The sequence below is a fragment of the Ectopseudomonas oleovorans genome (genome assembly GCF_029845265.1).
GTDB lineage: Bacteria > Pseudomonadota > Gammaproteobacteria > Pseudomonadales > Pseudomonadaceae > Aquipseudomonas > Aquipseudomonas oleovorans.
In genome coordinates this window covers 113,100-128,936 of sequence record NZ_JAOCLK010000006.1, presented here as the reverse complement: position 1 = coordinate 128,936, position 15,837 = coordinate 113,100, and the positions used below count along the sequence as shown (strand labels likewise).

At 64.5% G+C, this 15,837-nt stretch carries 14 protein-coding genes and 2 pseudogenes; 8 read left to right on the top strand and 8 right to left on the bottom strand.

The window, feature by feature from the left end:
* Positions 1-182: 182 nt before the first annotated feature.
* Both N5J71_RS05100 and N5J71_RS05095 read left to right on the top strand, forming a co-directional pair.
* The gene (locus N5J71_RS05100; RefSeq protein WP_279916449.1) at positions 183-953 is read left to right on the top strand and encodes a nuclease-related domain-containing protein; all 771 of its coding nucleotides are present in this window, start codon (positions 183-185) and stop codon (positions 951-953) included.
* 122 nt (positions 954-1,075) lie between these two features.
* The gene (locus N5J71_RS05095) at positions 1,076-1,375 is read left to right on the top strand and encodes a lysozyme inhibitor LprI family protein (RefSeq protein ID WP_003463747.1); all 300 of its coding nucleotides are present in this window, start codon (positions 1,076-1,078) and stop codon (positions 1,373-1,375) included.
* Between the two features lie 380 nt (positions 1,376-1,755).
* Here the strand turns inward: N5J71_RS05095 and N5J71_RS05090 are convergent, their stop codons facing one another.
* The 4 genes from N5J71_RS05090 to N5J71_RS05075 all read right to left on the bottom strand — a co-directional run bounded on the left by N5J71_RS05090 (position 1,756) and on the right by N5J71_RS05075 (position 5,832).
* Entirely contained in the window at positions 1,756-2,856 is a 1,101-nt protein-coding gene (locus N5J71_RS05090) for a GGDEF domain-containing protein (RefSeq protein ID WP_279916444.1), read from the bottom strand.
* Between the two features lie 83 nt (positions 2,857-2,939).
* Positions 2,940-4,235 carry a TRAP transporter large permease gene (locus N5J71_RS05085; RefSeq protein ID WP_003463753.1) on the bottom strand — a complete coding sequence of 432 codons (1,296 nt, stop codon included), beginning with the start codon at positions 4,233-4,235 and terminating at the stop codon, positions 2,940-2,942.
* Positions 4,225-4,701, bottom strand: a complete 477-nt coding sequence (locus N5J71_RS05080) for a TRAP transporter small permease (protein ID WP_074856507.1) — start codon at positions 4,699-4,701, stop codon at positions 4,225-4,227. Before N5J71_RS05080 ends, N5J71_RS05085 begins: the two co-directional genes overlap by 11 nt.
* Before the next feature lie 129 nt (positions 4,702-4,830).
* Positions 4,831-5,832 carry a DctP family TRAP transporter solute-binding subunit gene (locus tag N5J71_RS05075; protein ID WP_075750167.1) on the bottom strand — a complete coding sequence of 334 codons (1,002 nt, stop codon included), beginning with the start codon at positions 5,830-5,832 and terminating at the stop codon, positions 4,831-4,833.
* Between the two features lie 298 nt (positions 5,833-6,130).
* On the opposite strand from N5J71_RS05075, the gene N5J71_RS05070 reads away from it, so the two are divergent.
* Entirely contained in the window at positions 6,131-7,591 is a 1,461-nt protein-coding gene (locus N5J71_RS05070; protein ID WP_003463762.1) for a sigma-54 interaction domain-containing protein, read from the top strand.
* A 262-nt stretch (positions 7,592-7,853) separates the two neighbouring features.
* On the opposite strand, the pseudogene speB reads toward N5J71_RS05070, so the two are convergent.
* Both speB and N5J71_RS05060 read right to left on the bottom strand, forming a co-directional pair.
* Positions 7,854-8,725: pseudogene (gene speB / locus N5J71_RS05065) on the bottom strand (agmatinase).
* Positions 8,726-8,870: 145 nt separating this feature from the next.
* Positions 8,871-9,353: pseudogene (locus N5J71_RS05060) on the bottom strand (extracellular solute-binding protein); the annotation flags it as partial.
* On the opposite strand from N5J71_RS05060, the gene N5J71_RS05055 reads away from it, so the two are divergent.
* The 5 genes from N5J71_RS05055 (at position 9,330) to N5J71_RS05035 (ending at position 13,272) form a co-directional block, all read left to right on the top strand.
* Positions 9,330-10,031, top strand: coding sequence for a substrate-binding domain-containing protein (locus N5J71_RS05055; RefSeq protein ID WP_279916442.1), 702 nt, complete (start codon positions 9,330-9,332; stop codon positions 10,029-10,031). The pseudogene N5J71_RS05060 and the gene N5J71_RS05055 overlap by 24 nt on opposite strands.
* A gap of 81 nt (positions 10,032-10,112) precedes the next feature.
* Positions 10,113-10,667, top strand: coding sequence for an NADPH-dependent FMN reductase (locus tag N5J71_RS05050; RefSeq protein WP_017675752.1), 555 nt, complete (start codon positions 10,113-10,115; stop codon positions 10,665-10,667).
* A 105-nt stretch (positions 10,668-10,772) separates the two neighbouring features.
* The gene (locus N5J71_RS05045; protein ID WP_257598575.1) at positions 10,773-11,354 is read left to right on the top strand and encodes a TetR/AcrR family transcriptional regulator; all 582 of its coding nucleotides are present in this window, start codon (positions 10,773-10,775) and stop codon (positions 11,352-11,354) included.
* Positions 11,351-12,229 carry an alpha/beta hydrolase family protein gene (locus N5J71_RS05040; protein ID WP_075750181.1) on the top strand — a complete coding sequence of 293 codons (879 nt, stop codon included), beginning with the start codon at positions 11,351-11,353 and terminating at the stop codon, positions 12,227-12,229. The genes N5J71_RS05045 and N5J71_RS05040 overlap by 4 nt, the downstream gene beginning before the upstream one ends.
* Positions 12,230-12,612: 383 nt before the next feature.
* The gene (locus N5J71_RS05035) at positions 12,613-13,272 is read left to right on the top strand and encodes an endonuclease (RefSeq protein ID WP_003463790.1); all 660 of its coding nucleotides are present in this window, start codon (positions 12,613-12,615) and stop codon (positions 13,270-13,272) included.
* Positions 13,273-13,359: 87 nt separating this feature from the next.
* Here the strand turns inward: N5J71_RS05035 and hutC are convergent, their stop codons facing one another.
* Entirely contained in the window at positions 13,360-14,073 is a 714-nt protein-coding gene (gene hutC, locus N5J71_RS05030) for a histidine utilization transcriptional repressor HutC (RefSeq protein WP_083393716.1), read from the bottom strand.
* 215 nt (positions 14,074-14,288) lie between these two features.
* Complete coding sequence (gene hutH, locus N5J71_RS05025; RefSeq protein ID WP_279916441.1) at positions 14,289-15,824, bottom strand: histidine ammonia-lyase; 1,536 nt, start codon at positions 15,822-15,824, stop codon at positions 14,289-14,291.
* Between the last annotated feature and the right edge of the window lie 13 nt (positions 15,825-15,837).

Here is a 15,837-nt window from a genome sequence, read left to right as displayed (position 1 = left end):
CCTCAGCAAAAATCAACGCAGCGCCTGAAGCTAAAGCCTGAGCGGGTGCTTAGAGCCGAGTGAGCCGAATAGCCGGAATATTCGGCTCACGCAATGAGCCGATTGTCGCCTTCGAATACGTTCGTCCATTTACGCTGACTTTCGGTACTATCCGGTTAACTCAGGATTACCAAGGACAGGAAATGGACTTCACCCCCATCATCGCTCAGGTCTGGGGCATGCTGGCCTGGTTTATCCCAGCCGCACTGCTGATCGGCCTGCTCAAGTCGCCTTGGGCCAAGGGCCATATTGGCGAACTCCTGGTGCGGCTGTTTGCCCATTGGCAGCTGGATAAGCAGACCTATCGCCGCCTGCACAACGTCACCCTGAACACGCCCGACGGCACCACGCAGATCGACCACGTATTCCTCTCGCCTTACGGCATCTTCGTGCTGGAAACGAAGAACATGAGCGGCTGGATCTTCGGCAGTGAGAAGCAGCCACAGTGGACACAGAAGCTCTACAAGCGAACGTTCAAATTCCAGAACCCGCTGCGGCAGAACTACAAACACCTCAAAGCACTGGAAGCCATCCTTGGCGTAAACCCCGAGCACCTGCACTCGGTCATCACCTTTGTCGGCGGCAGCACCTTCAAAACCGAAGTGCCGGCCAACGTCACCCAGGGCATCGGCTTTATCCGCTATATCAAGTCATTCCAGCAGCCGCTATTCAGCGAGCCTGAAGTTGACGCCATGTTGCATGCCCTGCAAACCGGCCGCCGCGCGCCAACCCTCGCCACCCACCGCGAGCATGTACAAAACCTCAAACGCCGTAGCGATCCGACAGCCGAGCGGCAGTGTCCGAAATGTGGGAGTGCGCTGCTGATCCGCACCGTGAAGTCAGGGCCGAAAGCGGGACAGCAGTTTTGGGGATGCTCGGCTTTCCCCAAGTGCCGAACCATGCAAAGCCTTTAACAACCATCAATTGATACGCTGGATGCACATCATGCAATCAACTGCTGGCGATTGCCGTCACCGCGCTCAGCGCTGGAACACACGCAGCAGACGATGGCTACAGCGAAACCTATACCGCCTGCATGGATGAGTCCGGCGGCGTGACGGTGAATATGCTCAATTGCATGGGCAGTGAGACAGAACAGCAAGACGCCCGCCTCAACCAAAATTACAAAGCCGCCATACAAGCGCTAACACCTGCACAGCAAACACTACTGCGGGACGCGCAGCGGCTATGGATCAAATTCCGCGATGCCGATTGCGCCCTACTCGGTAGCTTGACTGGAGGCACCATCGACAGCGTCAACAGCGCTTCGTGCTTTCTTGATATGACCCAAAAACGTGCAGATGACCTCGCCTGGCTCGCCGAGCAAGGTCAATAGCAGCATCACTCAGCACTTGGAGCAACGATGTCCGTCAACGCCTGATCCGCAACACGATCAAGAGAGCCTGCGTAGTGATCGTCCGATTAAAAAGCAAAACCTGACCGTTTCGCGGTACAGAAATCAGTACACTGGCGGTACAGTGCCCAGCTTTTACAGATTTCGCCCAATTACGCTTAAACCGCTCTACGGCGAAGCTTTCAGCTAACTGTACCTGCGCTAAGCTACGCCCGATTTCACTGGGTTTGCAGCGTTTCTAGGCAACTCATAATCCTTGGGTCCACGGTTCGAGTCCGTGTGGGCCCACCACCTTCAAAGCCGCGCACTGCGCGGCTTTTCGTATCTGAAATTGATATCAGCCAGCGCAGCACCGCGCGCAGTCACAGCCGCACATCGAACTTATCCAGCAACAGCTCGGCTGGCAGGTCGGCGCTGACCAGTTGGTTGCGTCCGCGCCGCTTGCCGCTGTACAGGCGACGGTCAGCGGCGCGGTAGAGCTCGGCGGTGCTGCGGCCGTCCACGGGCCAGGTGGCCAGGCCGAAGGTGGCGGACAGCGCGATCTGCTCACCGTCGTACTCAAGCGGCTGTTCGGCGATCTGCTTACGCAGTTTGTCCACCACCGGGTCGGCACCAGTGCTGTCGATATGACGTAGCAGCAGGCCGAACTCCTCCCCACCCAGACGACCGAGAAAGTCGGTCACGCGCAGGCGCTGCTGGAGGATCTGACAGATATGCTGCAGCGCCATATCGCCCGCCTCGTGCCCCCACTGATCATTGACCTGCTTGAAGTGATCGACGTCGAGCAGCACCAGTACCAGATGCCCGTTGCTGCGCTCGGCATCCTGGATGCTGCGTTGCAGGGCGTGCTGGAAGCTGCCACGGCTGGCCACGCCGGTCAGTGAATCGGTCTGCGCCAGACGCTCCAGCTCCTCGTAGGCCTGCATGCGCAAGCCATCGTAGATATGCACGAACACCAGGATCAGCACGCCGCACAGGGCGGCGTTGCCCAGGTCGATCAGGCCGCGGGTGTCCAGGGTCAGGTGATTGTCGGTGAAGTACAGCAAAAGCCCGGCGCACATGAACAGCGCGGTGAGCAGGAAGGCGCGCTGCTTGCCCAGCAGCAGGTAGGCCAGCAGCGGGATCATGTACAGCCAGACGAACGCCGCCGCTGAGGCGTCCGGCATGACGATGATGTAGAGGATGAAGCAGAAGGTCGGGATCAGGTACAGGTAGATCCACAGGTGCAGATGGCGAGCGCGTTCGATGCGCCAGGCGCCGAACAGGAGCAAGGCGGTGCACAGCACTTCGAGGATGGCGAAGAGGTAGTTGCCGGCCAGGGCCTGCAGCACGGCAAAGCCGCCCAGGGTAAGGCCGGTGGCGAGCAGGATGGTGCGCATCAGCTTGCGCTTGCCCGACTCGCGCAGCCCTTCGCAGTGCCCTGCGCCTACATCCCTGTGATCGTTATAGTTGCCGTCGCCCATTTTATTGCCCAGCGCCGCCGCCCTCAGCGGTACGCAGCTCCCCGCCGCGCACCATCAGGCAACTATAGACGGCCTTGCCTGTTTTACACAGCATAACCCAGCACACGCGGCAGCCACAGGGCGATTTCCGGGAAGATCGCCACCAGCAGCAGGGCACTGGACATCACCACAACGAACAACGCGGCCCAGCCGACGGTTTGTTCCAGGCGTATCTTGGCGACCTCGGCCGTGACCATCAGGTTGATCGCCACCGGTGGGGTGAACTGGCCGATGGCGATGTTCATCGCCAGCAGGATGCCGAACCACACCGGGTTCCATCCGAAGTGCTGCATCACCGGAATCAGGATCGGCATCAGGATCAGGTAGATCGAGATGGCGTCGAGCAACATACCAGCCAGCAGCACCGCGAGCATCACCAGCGCCAGCAACACCCAGCCGTTGTCCGACAGCGAGATCAGCCATTCGGCCAGGTGGCGGAAGGTGCCGAGCATGGTGCCGGCCCAGGCGAAGATGCCGGCCAGGGCGATGATCAGCATGACCACGCCGGAGATCACCCCGGCCTCGCCACACAGGCGCCAGAGGCTGCGCCAGTCCAGCTCGCGGGTAACGAACAGGCCGATCAGCACGCCGTAGGTCACGCCGACCACGGCGGCTTCAGTGGGCGTGAACAGGCCGCTGCGCAGGCCGCCGAGAATCAGCACCGGGGCAAACAGCGCCGGCAGCGCCTGCTTGAAGCTCTCGCCCAGCGGCGGACGCTCGCCCTGCTCCGGCGACTCCCAGCCGTAGTGACGCGACAGCAGCCAGGCCGGCACCAGCAGCACCAGGCCGACCAGAATGCCGGGGAACAGGCCGGCGGCGAACAGCGCGCGCAGGTCCACGCCCGGCACCACAATGGAGTAGAGAATCAGCGCAATCGACGGCGGAATCAGGATCGCGGTCGAGGCCGACGCGGCGATCAGCGTGGCCGAGAAGGGTTTGGGATACCCCGCCTTGGTCATGCTCGGCAGCATCACCATGGCCACGGCGGCGGCATCGGCCGGGCCAGAGCCACTCATGCCGCCCATGATCAGGCACACCAGCACCGCGACCATGGCCAGGCCGCCATGACGCGGGCCGATCACCGCCTGGGCGAAGCGCACCAGCCGCAGCGCCACACCGGCTTTCTCGAACACCAGGCCGGTGAGGATGAACAGCGGAATGGCGATCAGCGGGTACTTGGCCACGCCGTTGTAGGTGTTGGTGCCGAGGGTGGCGAGCATGTCCGGCGACAGCCCGGCGATGATACCGATGGCGCCGGACAGGCCGAGGGCGAAGGCCACCGGCACACCGAGTGCCAGCAGCACGGCGAAACTGAGGATCAGCCAGAGATCAGGGCTCATCACTGATTCTCCCGCGCAGGCGATCGACGGTCATCTGGGTCAGGCGCACGAACAGCAGCAGCGCCAGGATCGGCAGCCAGATCACGTACCACCAGTTGGGCAGCCCGAGGCCGGGCGACTCGGAATCCCACTGGAATTCCTCCCAGGCGAACTGACCACCGAACCAGCACACCAGCCCCAGCACCAGCACGCTGGCCAGCCACTGCAACAGGATCAGCGGCGTGCGCAGGCGCGGGAACAGGCGCTCGAGCAGGCCGATACGAATGTGTCGGTTACTGCGCATGGCCACCGAAGCACCGGCGAAGGTGAGGATGACCAGCAGGAACACCGAGATTTCCTCGGTGAAGGCAAAGGATGCATCGGTGAAATAACGCACCACGACGTTGGCCAGGCTGATCAGGCTGATGATCACCAGGGCCAGGGTGGCGAGCACGCGCTCCAGCGGCGCGTCGATTGGCTTGCTCATAAGAACCTCGAATGACCGGAGCAATGCGCTCGTGAAGTGGCGCCCCCTGCCCTCTCCCCCGGCCCCTCTCCCGCAAGCGGGAGAGGGGAGCAGAGCAGACTAAGGGAGCTTCCGGTCAGATAAAACGAATCAGGGCTGGGCCACGGCCTTGCGCGCGGCGTCCATCAGCGCATCGCCGATACGCGGTGCCCATTTCTCATGCACGCTGGCGGTGGCTTCGACGAAGGCCGCGCGCTCGGCGTCGCTCAGTTCGATCACTTCCACGCCGCGCTCACGCACGTCGACCAGGCGCTGCGCCTGAGCGCCGCGCGACAGCTCGATCTCCCACTTGCCGGCATCGATGGCGGCCTGGCTGAGCAGCTCGCGATCCTCCTCGGGCAGGGATTTCCACACGCGTTGGTTGACGGCGAACACCAGCGGGTCGGCCATGTAGTCCCACAGGGTCAGGTACTTCTGGCCCACTTGGTCGACGCGCGCCACGTCGAAGACCGACAGCGGGTTTTCCTGGCCGTCCACCGCGCCGGTGGTCAGTGCCGGCTTGGCATCGGCCCAGCTCATTTGCGTGGGGTTGGCGCCAAGGGCGTTGAAGGTGTCCTGGAACAGCGGCGAGCCGACCACGCGAATCTTCAGACCGGTCATATCGGCCGGGCTGCGCACCGGCTTGGCCGAGTTGGACAGCTGGCGAAAACCGTTCTCACCCCAGGCCAGCGGCACGATGCCGCGCTGTTCGATGGCGGCGAAGGCCAGCTTGCCGGCTTCGCCCTGGGTGATGGCGTCGAGGTCGGCGTCGTTCTTCATCAAAAACGGCAGGGAGAACAGGTTGAGTTCCGGCACCTGCGGCGACCAGTTGATGGTCGAACCCACGGCCATGTCGATCAGGCCCGAGCGCATGGCGGAGAATTCCTTGGTCTGGTCGCCGGCGACCAGTTGCGCGTTGGGGTAGACGCGCAGGGTGATGCGCCCCTCGGAGCGCTCGTTGACCAGGTCGGCCCACTTCTGCGCGGCCTGGCCCCAGGGGAAGGCGTCCGACAGCACGGTGGAAACGGAGTATTCACGCGCCTGCGCGGTGGCGCACAGGGCGGTCAGCGCGGCGCCAGCGGCGAGCGCGGAGAAGAGTCGCTTGAGTTTCATCGGGGCGTCCTTGTATGGATCTTGGTCATTGTCGTTGTGGCACCGGCAAAGCGGTGCGGATCCAGCGGCGAGCGGATGGCTCGCCTGGCGCGCCTGGTCGGCACGCGAAAGGGACACGGCAGGTGTCACGGCTGCCGGGCAGGCCTTGTGGGCGATCGGCAGGTGCCGGCGGGTTACGCACGGCCGCCCAACTATTCCAGAAGCGCGCGGCGAATGCCATTGTCCGATGACTGTTGACGTTGCCCGGCCTGATCGGCGCTGCCCATAATCACCGGCATCTCATTTTCGGACACTCCCCATGGCCATTTCCCGCGACGACCTCGACCAGCACGGCCTGATCATCGGCGTGTCGCCCGAGCGTTTTCGCGCGGTGGCCATGCCGCTGTTGTTCGATCACCTCGATGCCCAGTGCGAGGGCACCATCGCGGTCAACCGCCAGGCGCGCATCGTCTGGATCAACGACAAGTACGCGCAGAAGGTCGGCATCGCCGATGCGCGCACGGCGCTGGGCAAGGAGATCGAGGAAGTGCTGCCGGCCAGCCGCCTGCGCGAAGTGGTGGAAAGCGGCCAGCCGAGCATGCTCGATCTGATGGCCTTCGGCAGCGAGCACTTCGTGGTCACCCGCATACCGCTGCGCGACGAGGACGGCACCCTGGTCGGCGCCCTGGGCTTCGTGCTGTTCGACCGCGCCCGCCATCTCAAGCCGTTGATGGCCAAGTACAACAATCTACAGAGCCAGTTGCTTGCCACCCAGCACGAGCTGGCCAAGGCACGGCGGGCACGCTACACCATCGCCGGGTTCATCGGTGCCAGCGCGGCGGCCAGTGAGGTCAAGCGCCAGGCCCGTCGCGCCGCGCAGCTCGACTCCACCGTGCTGATTCGCGGCGAGACCGGCACCGGCAAGGAGCTGCTGGCGCAGGGCATCCACAACCTGTCGCCGCGCGCCAACGGGCCATTCGTCGCGGTCAACGTCGCGGCGATTCCGGAAACCCTGGTGGAGGCCGAGCTGTTCGGCACGGCACCCGGCGCCTTTACCGGCGCCGACCGCAAGGCGCGCATCGGCAAGTTCGAAGTGGCCAACGGCGGCACCCTGTTTCTCGACGAGATCGGCGATCTGCCGCTGCCGTTGCAGGCCAAGCTGCTGCGTGTTTTGCAGGAGCAGGAGGTGGAGCCGCTCGGCTCCAATCAGGTCAAGCCGCTCAACGTGCGGGTGATCGCCGCGACCCATATCGACCTGGAAGCCAAGGTGGCCGCCGGGCAGTTTCGCGATGATCTCTACTACCGTCTCAACGTGCTGGCCCTGCGCGTGCCGCCGCTGCGCGAACGTGCCAGCGACATTCCCGCGCTGATCGAACACCTGCTCGATGACCTGGCCAACCGCTCTGGCCTGGCGCCCATGGAGCTGACGGACGATGCCCTCGCCCTGCTCTGCGCGCAGCCGTGGAAGGGCAACGTGCGTGAGCTGCGTAACCTGCTGGAGCGGGCGCAGTTGGCGGCCGATGGGCGACTGGATGGCGAAGTTTTACGTGGTTTGCTGGTCGATCCGGTTGCTCCGAGTGCGCCGATACCCGCCGCGCCAGTGATGATGAGCTCGACGCAGACCCTGGCCGAACAGTTGGCGCAGGCCGAGCGCCTGGCGTTGCAGGCGGCACTGGCGGCAACCGATCGCAATCGCCAATTGGCCGCCGAGCGCCTGGGCATTTCCCGCGCCGGGTTCTACGCCAAGCTGGCGCAGCATGGGCTGGGGCGGCGGGACTGAACGCCTCCCCCTGTAGGAGCCGGCTTGCCGGCGATGCGCCACCCGCAACACTTCCCCACAACAGTCGCGGCTAAAGCCCCTCCCACAAAAAGCGTGGCAAGCCGCAATTACGTAGCCCAATGAAATCCGGGAAGTTCGCATAGGCGCGCCCCGGATTACATTGGGCTACGCCGGTTAGAGCGTAGGGTGGACCACGCCTCACCGGTCCACCATGGGTAGCTGGCGCGAATACCCCAGGTGGAAATAAACAGCGATTTCCACCCTAGGTCCGTTCACCCAGCTTATGCCGCGCGGCATACAGGCAGATCATCTCCATCGCCAGGGTGGCGCCGGCTAGGGCGGTGACCTCGGCGTTGTCGTAGGGCGGCGCTACTTCGACCACGTCCATGCCGACCAGGTTGATCCCGCGCAAACCGCGCAGTATCTCCAGCGCCTGATGGCTGCAAAGGCCGCCGCACACCGGTGTGCCGGTGCCGGGGGCGAAGGCCGGGTCGAGGCAGTCGATGTCGAAGGTCAGGTACACCGGATGCTCGCCCACCCGCGCGCGGATGCGCTCGGCGATCTGCTCCGGGATGCTGCGGTGCACCTCGCGGGCATCGAGCACCTGAAAGCCCATTACGTTGTCGTTGGTGGTGCGCAAGCCGACCTGCACCGAGCGCGCCGGGTCAACCAGGCCTCCACGCGCGGCGTGGTAGAACATGGTGCCGTGATCGATGCGTTTGCCCTCCTCGTCCGGCCAGGTGTCGCTGTGCGCGTCAAAGTGGATCAGCGCCAGCGTGCCGTGCTTTTCGCATGCGCCTTGAGCAGCGGATAGCTGATGAAGTGGTCGCCGCCCAGGGTCAGCAGCGCGCTGCCGGCTTCGAGAATGCGCGTGGCGTGCGCCTCGATCAGCGCCGGGGTGTCCTGCGGCGTGCCGTGGTCGAAATGGCAGTCGCCGTAGTCGACGCAGGCGAGCAGGTCGAAGGGATCGAACTCCCAGGGAAAATGCCGCGCCCAGGCCGACTGGGTCGACGCGGCGCGGATCGCCCGTGGACCGAAGCGGCTGCCGGGCCGGTTGCTGGTGGCGGTGTCGAAGGGCACGCCGCTGATGGCCAGGTCCACGCCGGTCAGGTCACGACTGTAGCGCCGGCGCATGAAGCTGGTGATGCCGGCGTAGGTGGGCTCGGCGGCGGTGCCGTAGAGGCTGGCGCGGGTGATGGCCTGGTCGTTGTCGAAGGCTTGGTCCATGGTCGAATACTCATTTCGGTGATGTTCGCGAGCAGAGCTCGCTCCTACAGACTCAGTACTGGCTGCGGAAGGCTGTCCACAGACGCGTGCGCTGACGCTGCTCGCGCAGGCTCAGCACTTCTTCGGCGAACAGGCGCGCACGCACGGCTTCGGGCGGGTAGATATCCGGGTCACCGCTCACCGCCTCGTCCAGCAGGGGCGTGGCGGCGCGGTTGGCGTTGGCGAAGAACAGCTCGTTGGTCAGCTCGGCGATGGCCTCGGGCTGCAGCATGAAGTCGATGAACGCACGGGCGTTGCCCGGATGCGGCGCGTCGGCGGGAATGGCCATGATGTCGAACCAGATCAGCGTGCCTTCGCGCGGAATGCGGTAGAGCACCTCGAACGGCTGCTCGGCCTCGGCAGCGCGCGCAGCGGCCATGCCGGCGTCACCGGTGTAGGTCAGCGCCAGGCAGGTCTCGCCCTTGGCCAGGTCGTCGATCTGCCGGGCATTGCCGATGTAGCGCAGGTTCGGTTGCAGCACCGCGAGCAGGTGCTGGCCGCCACGCGCAAGCTGTTTGCCGCCATCGAGACCTTCAAGGGCGAGGCCCAGGGCATGGCCGACAAGCTACTCGGCGAACTGCGCATCGGCCTGTCCGAAGCATTGTCGGACGAGGTGCTGCAGCGCATCGGCGAGGCCATCGGGCGTTTTCGCCAGCGCAACCAGGCGGTACAGATCGAGCTGGTCAGCGCCATGCCCGCCGAGCTGGAACGGCGCCTGCTGCAGGACCAGCTACAACTGGCCATCGGCTATTTTTCCGGCAGCCAGACGGCGCTGGACTACCAGCCGCTGTTCGACGAGCGCCAGCGCCTGTACTGCGGCCGCCAGCATCCGCTGTTCGACCGGGAGACGCCGAGCGCCGCTGACCTGCAGGCCTGCGACCGCGTGGTGCATCCCTATCGCTTCATCGCAGCCGACGAACCCTGGCAAGGCGGCAGCAGCAGCGCGCGCTGCGAACAGGTCGAAGGTAGCCTGGCGTTCATCCTCTCCGGTGCTCACCTGGGCTATCTGCCCGAGCACATCGCCCAGCCCTGGGTAGAGCGTGGCGGCTTGCGCGCGCTGCCCGGCAAGTGGGATTTCACCGTGCAATTTCGTCTGGCCAGCCATCGTGGCCATCCCGCCAGCGAGGCGCAGAATGCCTTCGCCGACGATCTGCTGGACGCGTTCGGCGAGTGATGAGGCGCGTGCCCTGCACCTGCTGAAACATCCGGGGTCTATAGTGGTTGTTCCTTCCTCACCACACCCTCTGGAGTACACATGAGCAAGACTTACAACGTCGCCGTACTGGTCGGCAGCCTGCGTAAAGCCTCCATCAACCGCAAACTGGCCCTGGCGCTGGCCGACCTGGCACCAGCCTCGCTGAATCTGGAAATCCTCGAGATCGGCGACCTGCCGCTGTACAACGAAGACGCCGACGGTGATACCGCTCCGGCCTCCTACGCGCCGTTTCGCAGCAAGCTCAAGGCGGCCGATGCGGTGCTGTTCATTACCCCCGAATACAACCGCTCGATCCCGGCGCCGATGAAGAACGCCATCGATGTCGGCTCGCGTCCGTATGGCCAGAGCGGCTTCAGCGGTAAACCAGGCGCCGTGCTCAGCGCCTCGCCGGGTGCCGTTGGTGGCTTTGGTGCCAACCATCACCTGCGCCAGTGCCTGGTGTTCCTCGACGTGCATGTGCTGCAGCAGCCGGAGGCTTATCTCGGTGGCGCCGGCAACTTCTTCGACGAGAACGGCGTACTCAGCGACGGCATCAAGCCGTTCCTGCAGAAGTTCATCGACGCCTATGCCGCCTGGGTAGCCAAGCAGGCCTGATACCTCACGCCGCCCGCTGGGCGGCGCTCCACTATGCCGATATGCCCTCATCTGCGGCCTGAATGACACTGGCGGCTAGACCGACCGGTCTACATAATCCACGTCATGACCAAGACCACTCGCGACAAACTGATCGACACCATGATCGATGCCCTGCAACGCAAGGGTCTGCATGGCGTTGGTTTGAACGAACTGCTGGCTGCCGCCGATGCGCCCAAGGGCAGCCTTTATCACCACTTCCCGAACGGCAAGACCGAACTGGCCGTGGCCGCCATCGAGCGTGTCGGCCAGCGCGCCGAGCAGGCGTTCGCTGCGCTCTTCCAGCGTCAGTCCGATCCACTCGATGCGCTGACTATCTGGCTACAGGGCGCGCTTGGCCAGTTGCAGGAAAGCGCCTTCGAGCGTGGCTGCCCGCTGGCCACCGTGGCCCTGGAAAGCGCTCCGCAAGATCATGAAATTCGTGCAGCCCTGGCCAATGCCTTCGCCGCCATTCGCCAGGCACTGCAGCAGCAGTTGCAACGTCACGGTTACGCACAGCCAGAAGGGCTCGCTGCCCTGTTCGTCGCGCTCTACGAAGGCGGTCTGCTGCAAGCGCGTGTCGCCGGCAGCAGCGAGCCGCTGAAACAGGCCGTCGCCACCCTGCTCCACCTGACCCGCCAGCACCGCATGGAGTCCCCGCCAGCATGAACACAGCCATCCGCCGCGAAACCCTGCCCCTGCTCGCCCTCGACGATTATCAACTGACCGCCACGCACTATCACGCCGAGCAACCGCAGGCGCAGTTGCTGATCGCCGGCGCCACCGGGGTGCCGCAAGGTTTCTATCGCCGTTTTGCCGAACACGCCGCCAGCCGTGGTTTCAACACCATGACCCTGGACTACCGCGGCATCGGACAATCCAAGCCAGACAGCCTGCGTGGATTCGAGATGGAGTATCTGGACTGGGCCCATCTCGACCTGGCCGCCGCGGTGGATCAACACCGGCACGCCGAGCGCCCACTGTTCATGATCGGCCATTCGTTCGGCGGTCACGCCTTTGGCCTGCTGCCCAACCATGATCAGGTCGCCGGCTTCTACACCTTCGGTACCGGTGCCGGTTGGCACGGCTGGATGCCCAGGGCCGAGCAGGTGCGCGTACTAGCCATGTGGCGCCTGATCGGCCCGCTGATGACGCGCTACAAGGGCTACCTGGCCTGGAGCAAACTGGGCATGGGCGAGGATCTGCCGCTGGGTGTGTACCGTCAGTGGAAACGCTGGTGCCGCTTCCCGCGTTACTTCTTCGACGATCCGCAGATGCCGGGGCTGGCCGAGCGCTTCGCCCAGGTGAAGACACCGATGGTGGCGCTCAACAGTCTGGACGATCTTTGGGCACCGCCGGCCTCGCGCGATGCCTTCATGGCCGCCTATGTGAATGCGCCCTATCAGGCGCGCACGCTCGACTCGCAGGCAGAGGGCCTGGGCGCTATCGGTCATATGGGGTATTTCCGCCCTGCGGCGCAGCGTCTGTGGGACGAGACGCTGGATTGGTTCGAGCAATTGCGCGTCGAACAACGAGCAGCTTGAGCAGGCCGCTGAAATCTCTAGACCAGAAAAAAGAAAACCCCGCGATTGCGGGGCCTTGCAGACTGTTGTCCTGACATCCTTGATCTGCTCACCATCCTGGCGGCTGTCCAGCGTGTCCCTGTTCGTCTAGGCGCTTCCTGCGCTGAATCCATGTGCAGCAGAGTACGCCCGTACCTGATCGACCGACAGTGGCGAAAATCGTGACATCGTGTAAGCCATGGCTTACACGAGTTCTCCCTCTGTCAGCCGTCTGACTTTGCCCGGGCCACTCCAGGTTGGGAGAAAGCATTTGGCCATGTTTTTTGTGACGTACGTCTTGCTAGACTGCATCTTGTCCTACAAAAACAACAGACTCCGACAACGGCAGTCACTGGGGCTAGAGTATGCGCGCAGTCACCTTGCTTCTTGGTTGCCTGGCAACCTGCATCAGCAGCTTCTCCCTGGCCAATGGCCAGACCCAACTGGGCGACGTCAAACAGGCCATCGATCAGGCGTTCTGGCAGGCTCTTTACGGTAATGGCGGCACGACTCTCTATTGCGGCCAGACCTTCGCCCGTGAAAGCGGCACCCTCACTGCCAGCCCGATCTACAGCAGCAAGCAGCTCAAGAGCGCGATGCGCTGCGTCACCGACCGCCAATGCACCATCATGAACCCGCGCTATCCGTACATCGTCGCCGACCTGCACAACTACTACCCGGCGCTGACCCGCGTGGAGCTAGCGCGACGCAATGCCCAGTTCGCCGAACTGGCCGATGATGTACCGAGCAAGTTCGCCGATATCGGCTGCGACCTGAAAACCAGCTTCCAGCTGGTAGAGCCGCGTGGCGAAGCCAAGGGCAATATCGCCCGGGCAATCTTCTACATGCACATCGAATACGGTTTGCCCATCGTCGGCCTGGTGCCAATGTACAAGGCCTGGCACCGCATGGACCCGCCGGATGCCGAAGAAAAGGCACGCAACGACAAGATCGAGGTACTGCAGGGCACGCGCAATCGCTTTATCGACGATCCTGCGCTAGTGGATCAGCTGATCAGCGACTGACCCCGAACGCAGTGGCAGGGGCTTTAGCCGCGACGGGAGACGGCCCTGGATCGCCGGCAAGCCGGCTCCTACGGATGTGCGGAAAGCCTAGCCTCTGCGTTTGTGCAGCGAGCGCAGTTTGTAGCGGTCACCGGGATGGATCAGCCGGGCATAGCTGATCAGGTGATCGTCCGACCAGGTGCGACGGATCACGCTCAGGCAGGGCATGGCCGGGTCGATCTGCAGCAGCTCGGCCGTGCGCGCATCCACCAGCATCGCTTCAACCACATGCTCGACATCCGAGATCGGGCAACTGGCGACCAGCACCTCGTTGGGGGTGACCTGGGTGAAGTCGCTCTGCAGGTAATGCGGCACCCAGCGCGGGTTGACGAAGCGATCCTCGAGCTGGATCGGCAGACCGTCCTGCAGGTGCACGAGGATGCTGTGAAACACCTCGGCGCCCAGGCGCAGCCCCAGACGCAGGGCCACTTCGTCATCGGCGGCGATGGCCTCGCAGCGCACCACTGCGTTGCTGTAGGCATGGCCGCGGCCGCGCACTTCGCTGGCGATGTTCATCACCTCGTGCAGCGGCGACTCGGCCTTGCGGTCAGTGACGAAGGTGCCGAGCCCGGCCTGACGCACCAGATAACCCTTCTGCACCAGATTCTGGATAGCCTTGTTGGCGGTCATGCGGCTGACGCCGAAGTCGCGCGCCAGCTGTTCCTCGGGCGGGATCTGGTGGTTGACCGGGTAGGCGCCGCCGTGAATGCGCTCGAGGAGAAAATCCTCGATGGCCTTGTAGCGCGGGGTGGGACTGGTCACGGCTGCTCCTTGGAAATGCCCGGTGCGCGGATAATACATCAGCCATACGAGTGATCTCGTAGGAGCCCCGCCTCGGGGCGAAAGCGGTCGCGGCCACTGCGCAAGACCTGCGGCGTAACCAGCATTCGCCGCGGGGCGCGGCTCCTACACAAAGACCGTAGCCCAATGATCCGGGGCCTGATATCAAGGCCTCGGATCGCATGCGCGCAACGCGATCACCTCACCGAAGGCAGCATCCCGGCCGGCAGCAGCGGCGTTAGCACGCGCTCGGCGAGCAGAGCATCGGCAGCGGCGATGTCCGGGGCGAAGAAGCGGTCCTCGACGTAATACGGCACCTTGGCGCGCAGCGCCTGACGCGCCTGCTCCAACGCCGGGGTGCTGTTCAGTCCTTCGCGGAAGTCCAGGCCCTGGCAGGCACCCAGCCACTCCACGGCCAGCACGCCACGGGTGTTGGCAGCCATGTCCCACAGGCGCTTGCCGGCAGCCGGGGCCATGGAAACGTGGTCTTCCTGGTTGGCCGACGTCGGCAGACTGTCGACGCTGTGCGGGTGAGACAGTGCCTTGTTCTCGCTGGCCAGGGCCGCGGCAGTGACCTGGGCGATCATGAAGCCGGAGTTGACCCCGCCATTGGCCACCAGGAACGGCGGCAGCTGCGACATGTGCTTGTCCATCATCAGCGAGATGCGCCGTTCGGACAGCGAGCCAATCTCGGCGATGGCCAGGGCGATGTTGTCGGCGGCCATGGCCACCGGCTCGGCGTGGAAGTTGCCGCCGGAAATCACCTCGCCTTCGGCGGCGAACACCAGCGGGTTGTCGGATACCGCGTTGGCCTCGACACCGAGCACCTCGGCGGCCTGGCGCAGCTGGGTCAGGCAGGCGCCCATGACCTGCGGCTGGCAGCGCAGCGAGTACGGGTCCTGCACCTTGTCGCAGGCGGCGTGGGAGCGGCCGATCTCGCTGCTGTCGCCGAGCAGGTGGCGGAACGCCGCTGCTGCGTCGATCTGCCCGCGCTGGCCACGGGCGGCATGGATGCGCGCATCGAAGGGCGAGCGCGAACCCAGCAGCGCCTCGACGCTGAGCGCGCCGCAAACGCTGGCGGCAGCGTACAGGTCCTCGCCCTCGAACAGCCCGCGCAGGGCGTAGGCGGTGGACACCTGGGTGCCGTTGAGCAGGGCCAGGCCCTCCTTGGCGGCCAGGGTCATCGGCTCCAGGCCGGCGATGGCCAGCGCCTCGGTGGCCGGCAGCCATTGGTCCTTGTGGCGCGCCTGACTTTCGCCGAGCAGCACCAGCGACATATGCGCCAGCGGCGCCAGGTCACCGGAAGCGCCGACCGAGCCTTTCAGCGGAATGTGCGGGTAGACCTCGGCGTTGACCAGGGCGATCAGCGCGTCGATCACCTGGCGGCGAATGCCGGAGAAGCCGCGCGCCAGGCTGTTGATCTTCAGCAGCATGATCAGGCGCACCATGGCGTCATCCAGCGGCTGACCGATGCCGGCGGCGTGGGACAGCACCAGCGAACGCTGCAGCTTTTCCAGGTCGTCGTTGGCGATGCGGGTCGAGGCCAGCAGGCCGAAACCGGTGTTGATGCCGTAGGCGGTGCGGCCCTCGGCGATGATCTGGTTGACGCAGGCGACGCTGGCGTCGATGGCCTTATGGGCGCTGGCGTCCAGAGTCAGTTGCACAGGCGCCTGGTAGGCAGCGCGCAGGTCGGCCAGGGTCAGTTGGCCGGGTTTCAGGTTCAGGGTGGTCATGAGGTGTTCTTCC

Bases quoted from the DNA above. Each gene is read 5' to 3' on its own strand.
- N5J71_RS05085 (WP_003463753.1), bottom strand. From the start codon at position 4,235: ATGAGCCCTGATCTCTGGCTGATCCTCAGTTTCGCCGTGCTGCTGGCA.
- N5J71_RS05035 (WP_003463790.1), top strand. From the start codon at position 12,613: ATGCGCGCAGTCACCTTGCTTCTTGGTTGCCTGGCAACCTGCATCAGC.
- N5J71_RS05080 (WP_074856507.1), bottom strand. From the start codon at position 4,701: ATGAGCAAGCCAATCGACGCGCCGCTGGAGCGCGTGCTCGCCACCCTG.
- N5J71_RS05050 (WP_017675752.1), top strand. From the start codon at position 10,113: ATGAGCAAGACTTACAACGTCGCCGTACTGGTCGGCAGCCTGCGTAAA.
- N5J71_RS05045 (WP_257598575.1), top strand. From the start codon at position 10,773: ATGACCAAGACCACTCGCGACAAACTGATCGACACCATGATCGATGCC.
- N5J71_RS05095 (WP_003463747.1), top strand. From the start codon at position 1,076: ATGGATGAGTCCGGCGGCGTGACGGTGAATATGCTCAATTGCATGGGC.
- N5J71_RS05090 (WP_279916444.1), bottom strand. From the start codon at position 2,856: ATGGGCGACGGCAACTATAACGATCACAGGGATGTAGGCGCAGGGCAC.
- N5J71_RS05100 (WP_279916449.1), top strand. From the start codon at position 183: ATGGACTTCACCCCCATCATCGCTCAGGTCTGGGGCATGCTGGCCTGG.
- N5J71_RS05070 (WP_003463762.1), top strand. From the start codon at position 6,131: ATGGCCATTTCCCGCGACGACCTCGACCAGCACGGCCTGATCATCGGC.
- hutH (WP_279916441.1), bottom strand. From the start codon at position 15,824: ATGACCACCCTGAACCTGAAACCCGGCCAACTGACCCTGGCCGACCTG.
- N5J71_RS05040 (WP_075750181.1), top strand. From the start codon at position 11,351: ATGAACACAGCCATCCGCCGCGAAACCCTGCCCCTGCTCGCCCTCGAC.
- N5J71_RS05075 (WP_075750167.1), bottom strand. From the start codon at position 5,832: ATGAAACTCAAGCGACTCTTCTCCGCGCTCGCCGCTGGCGCCGCGCTG.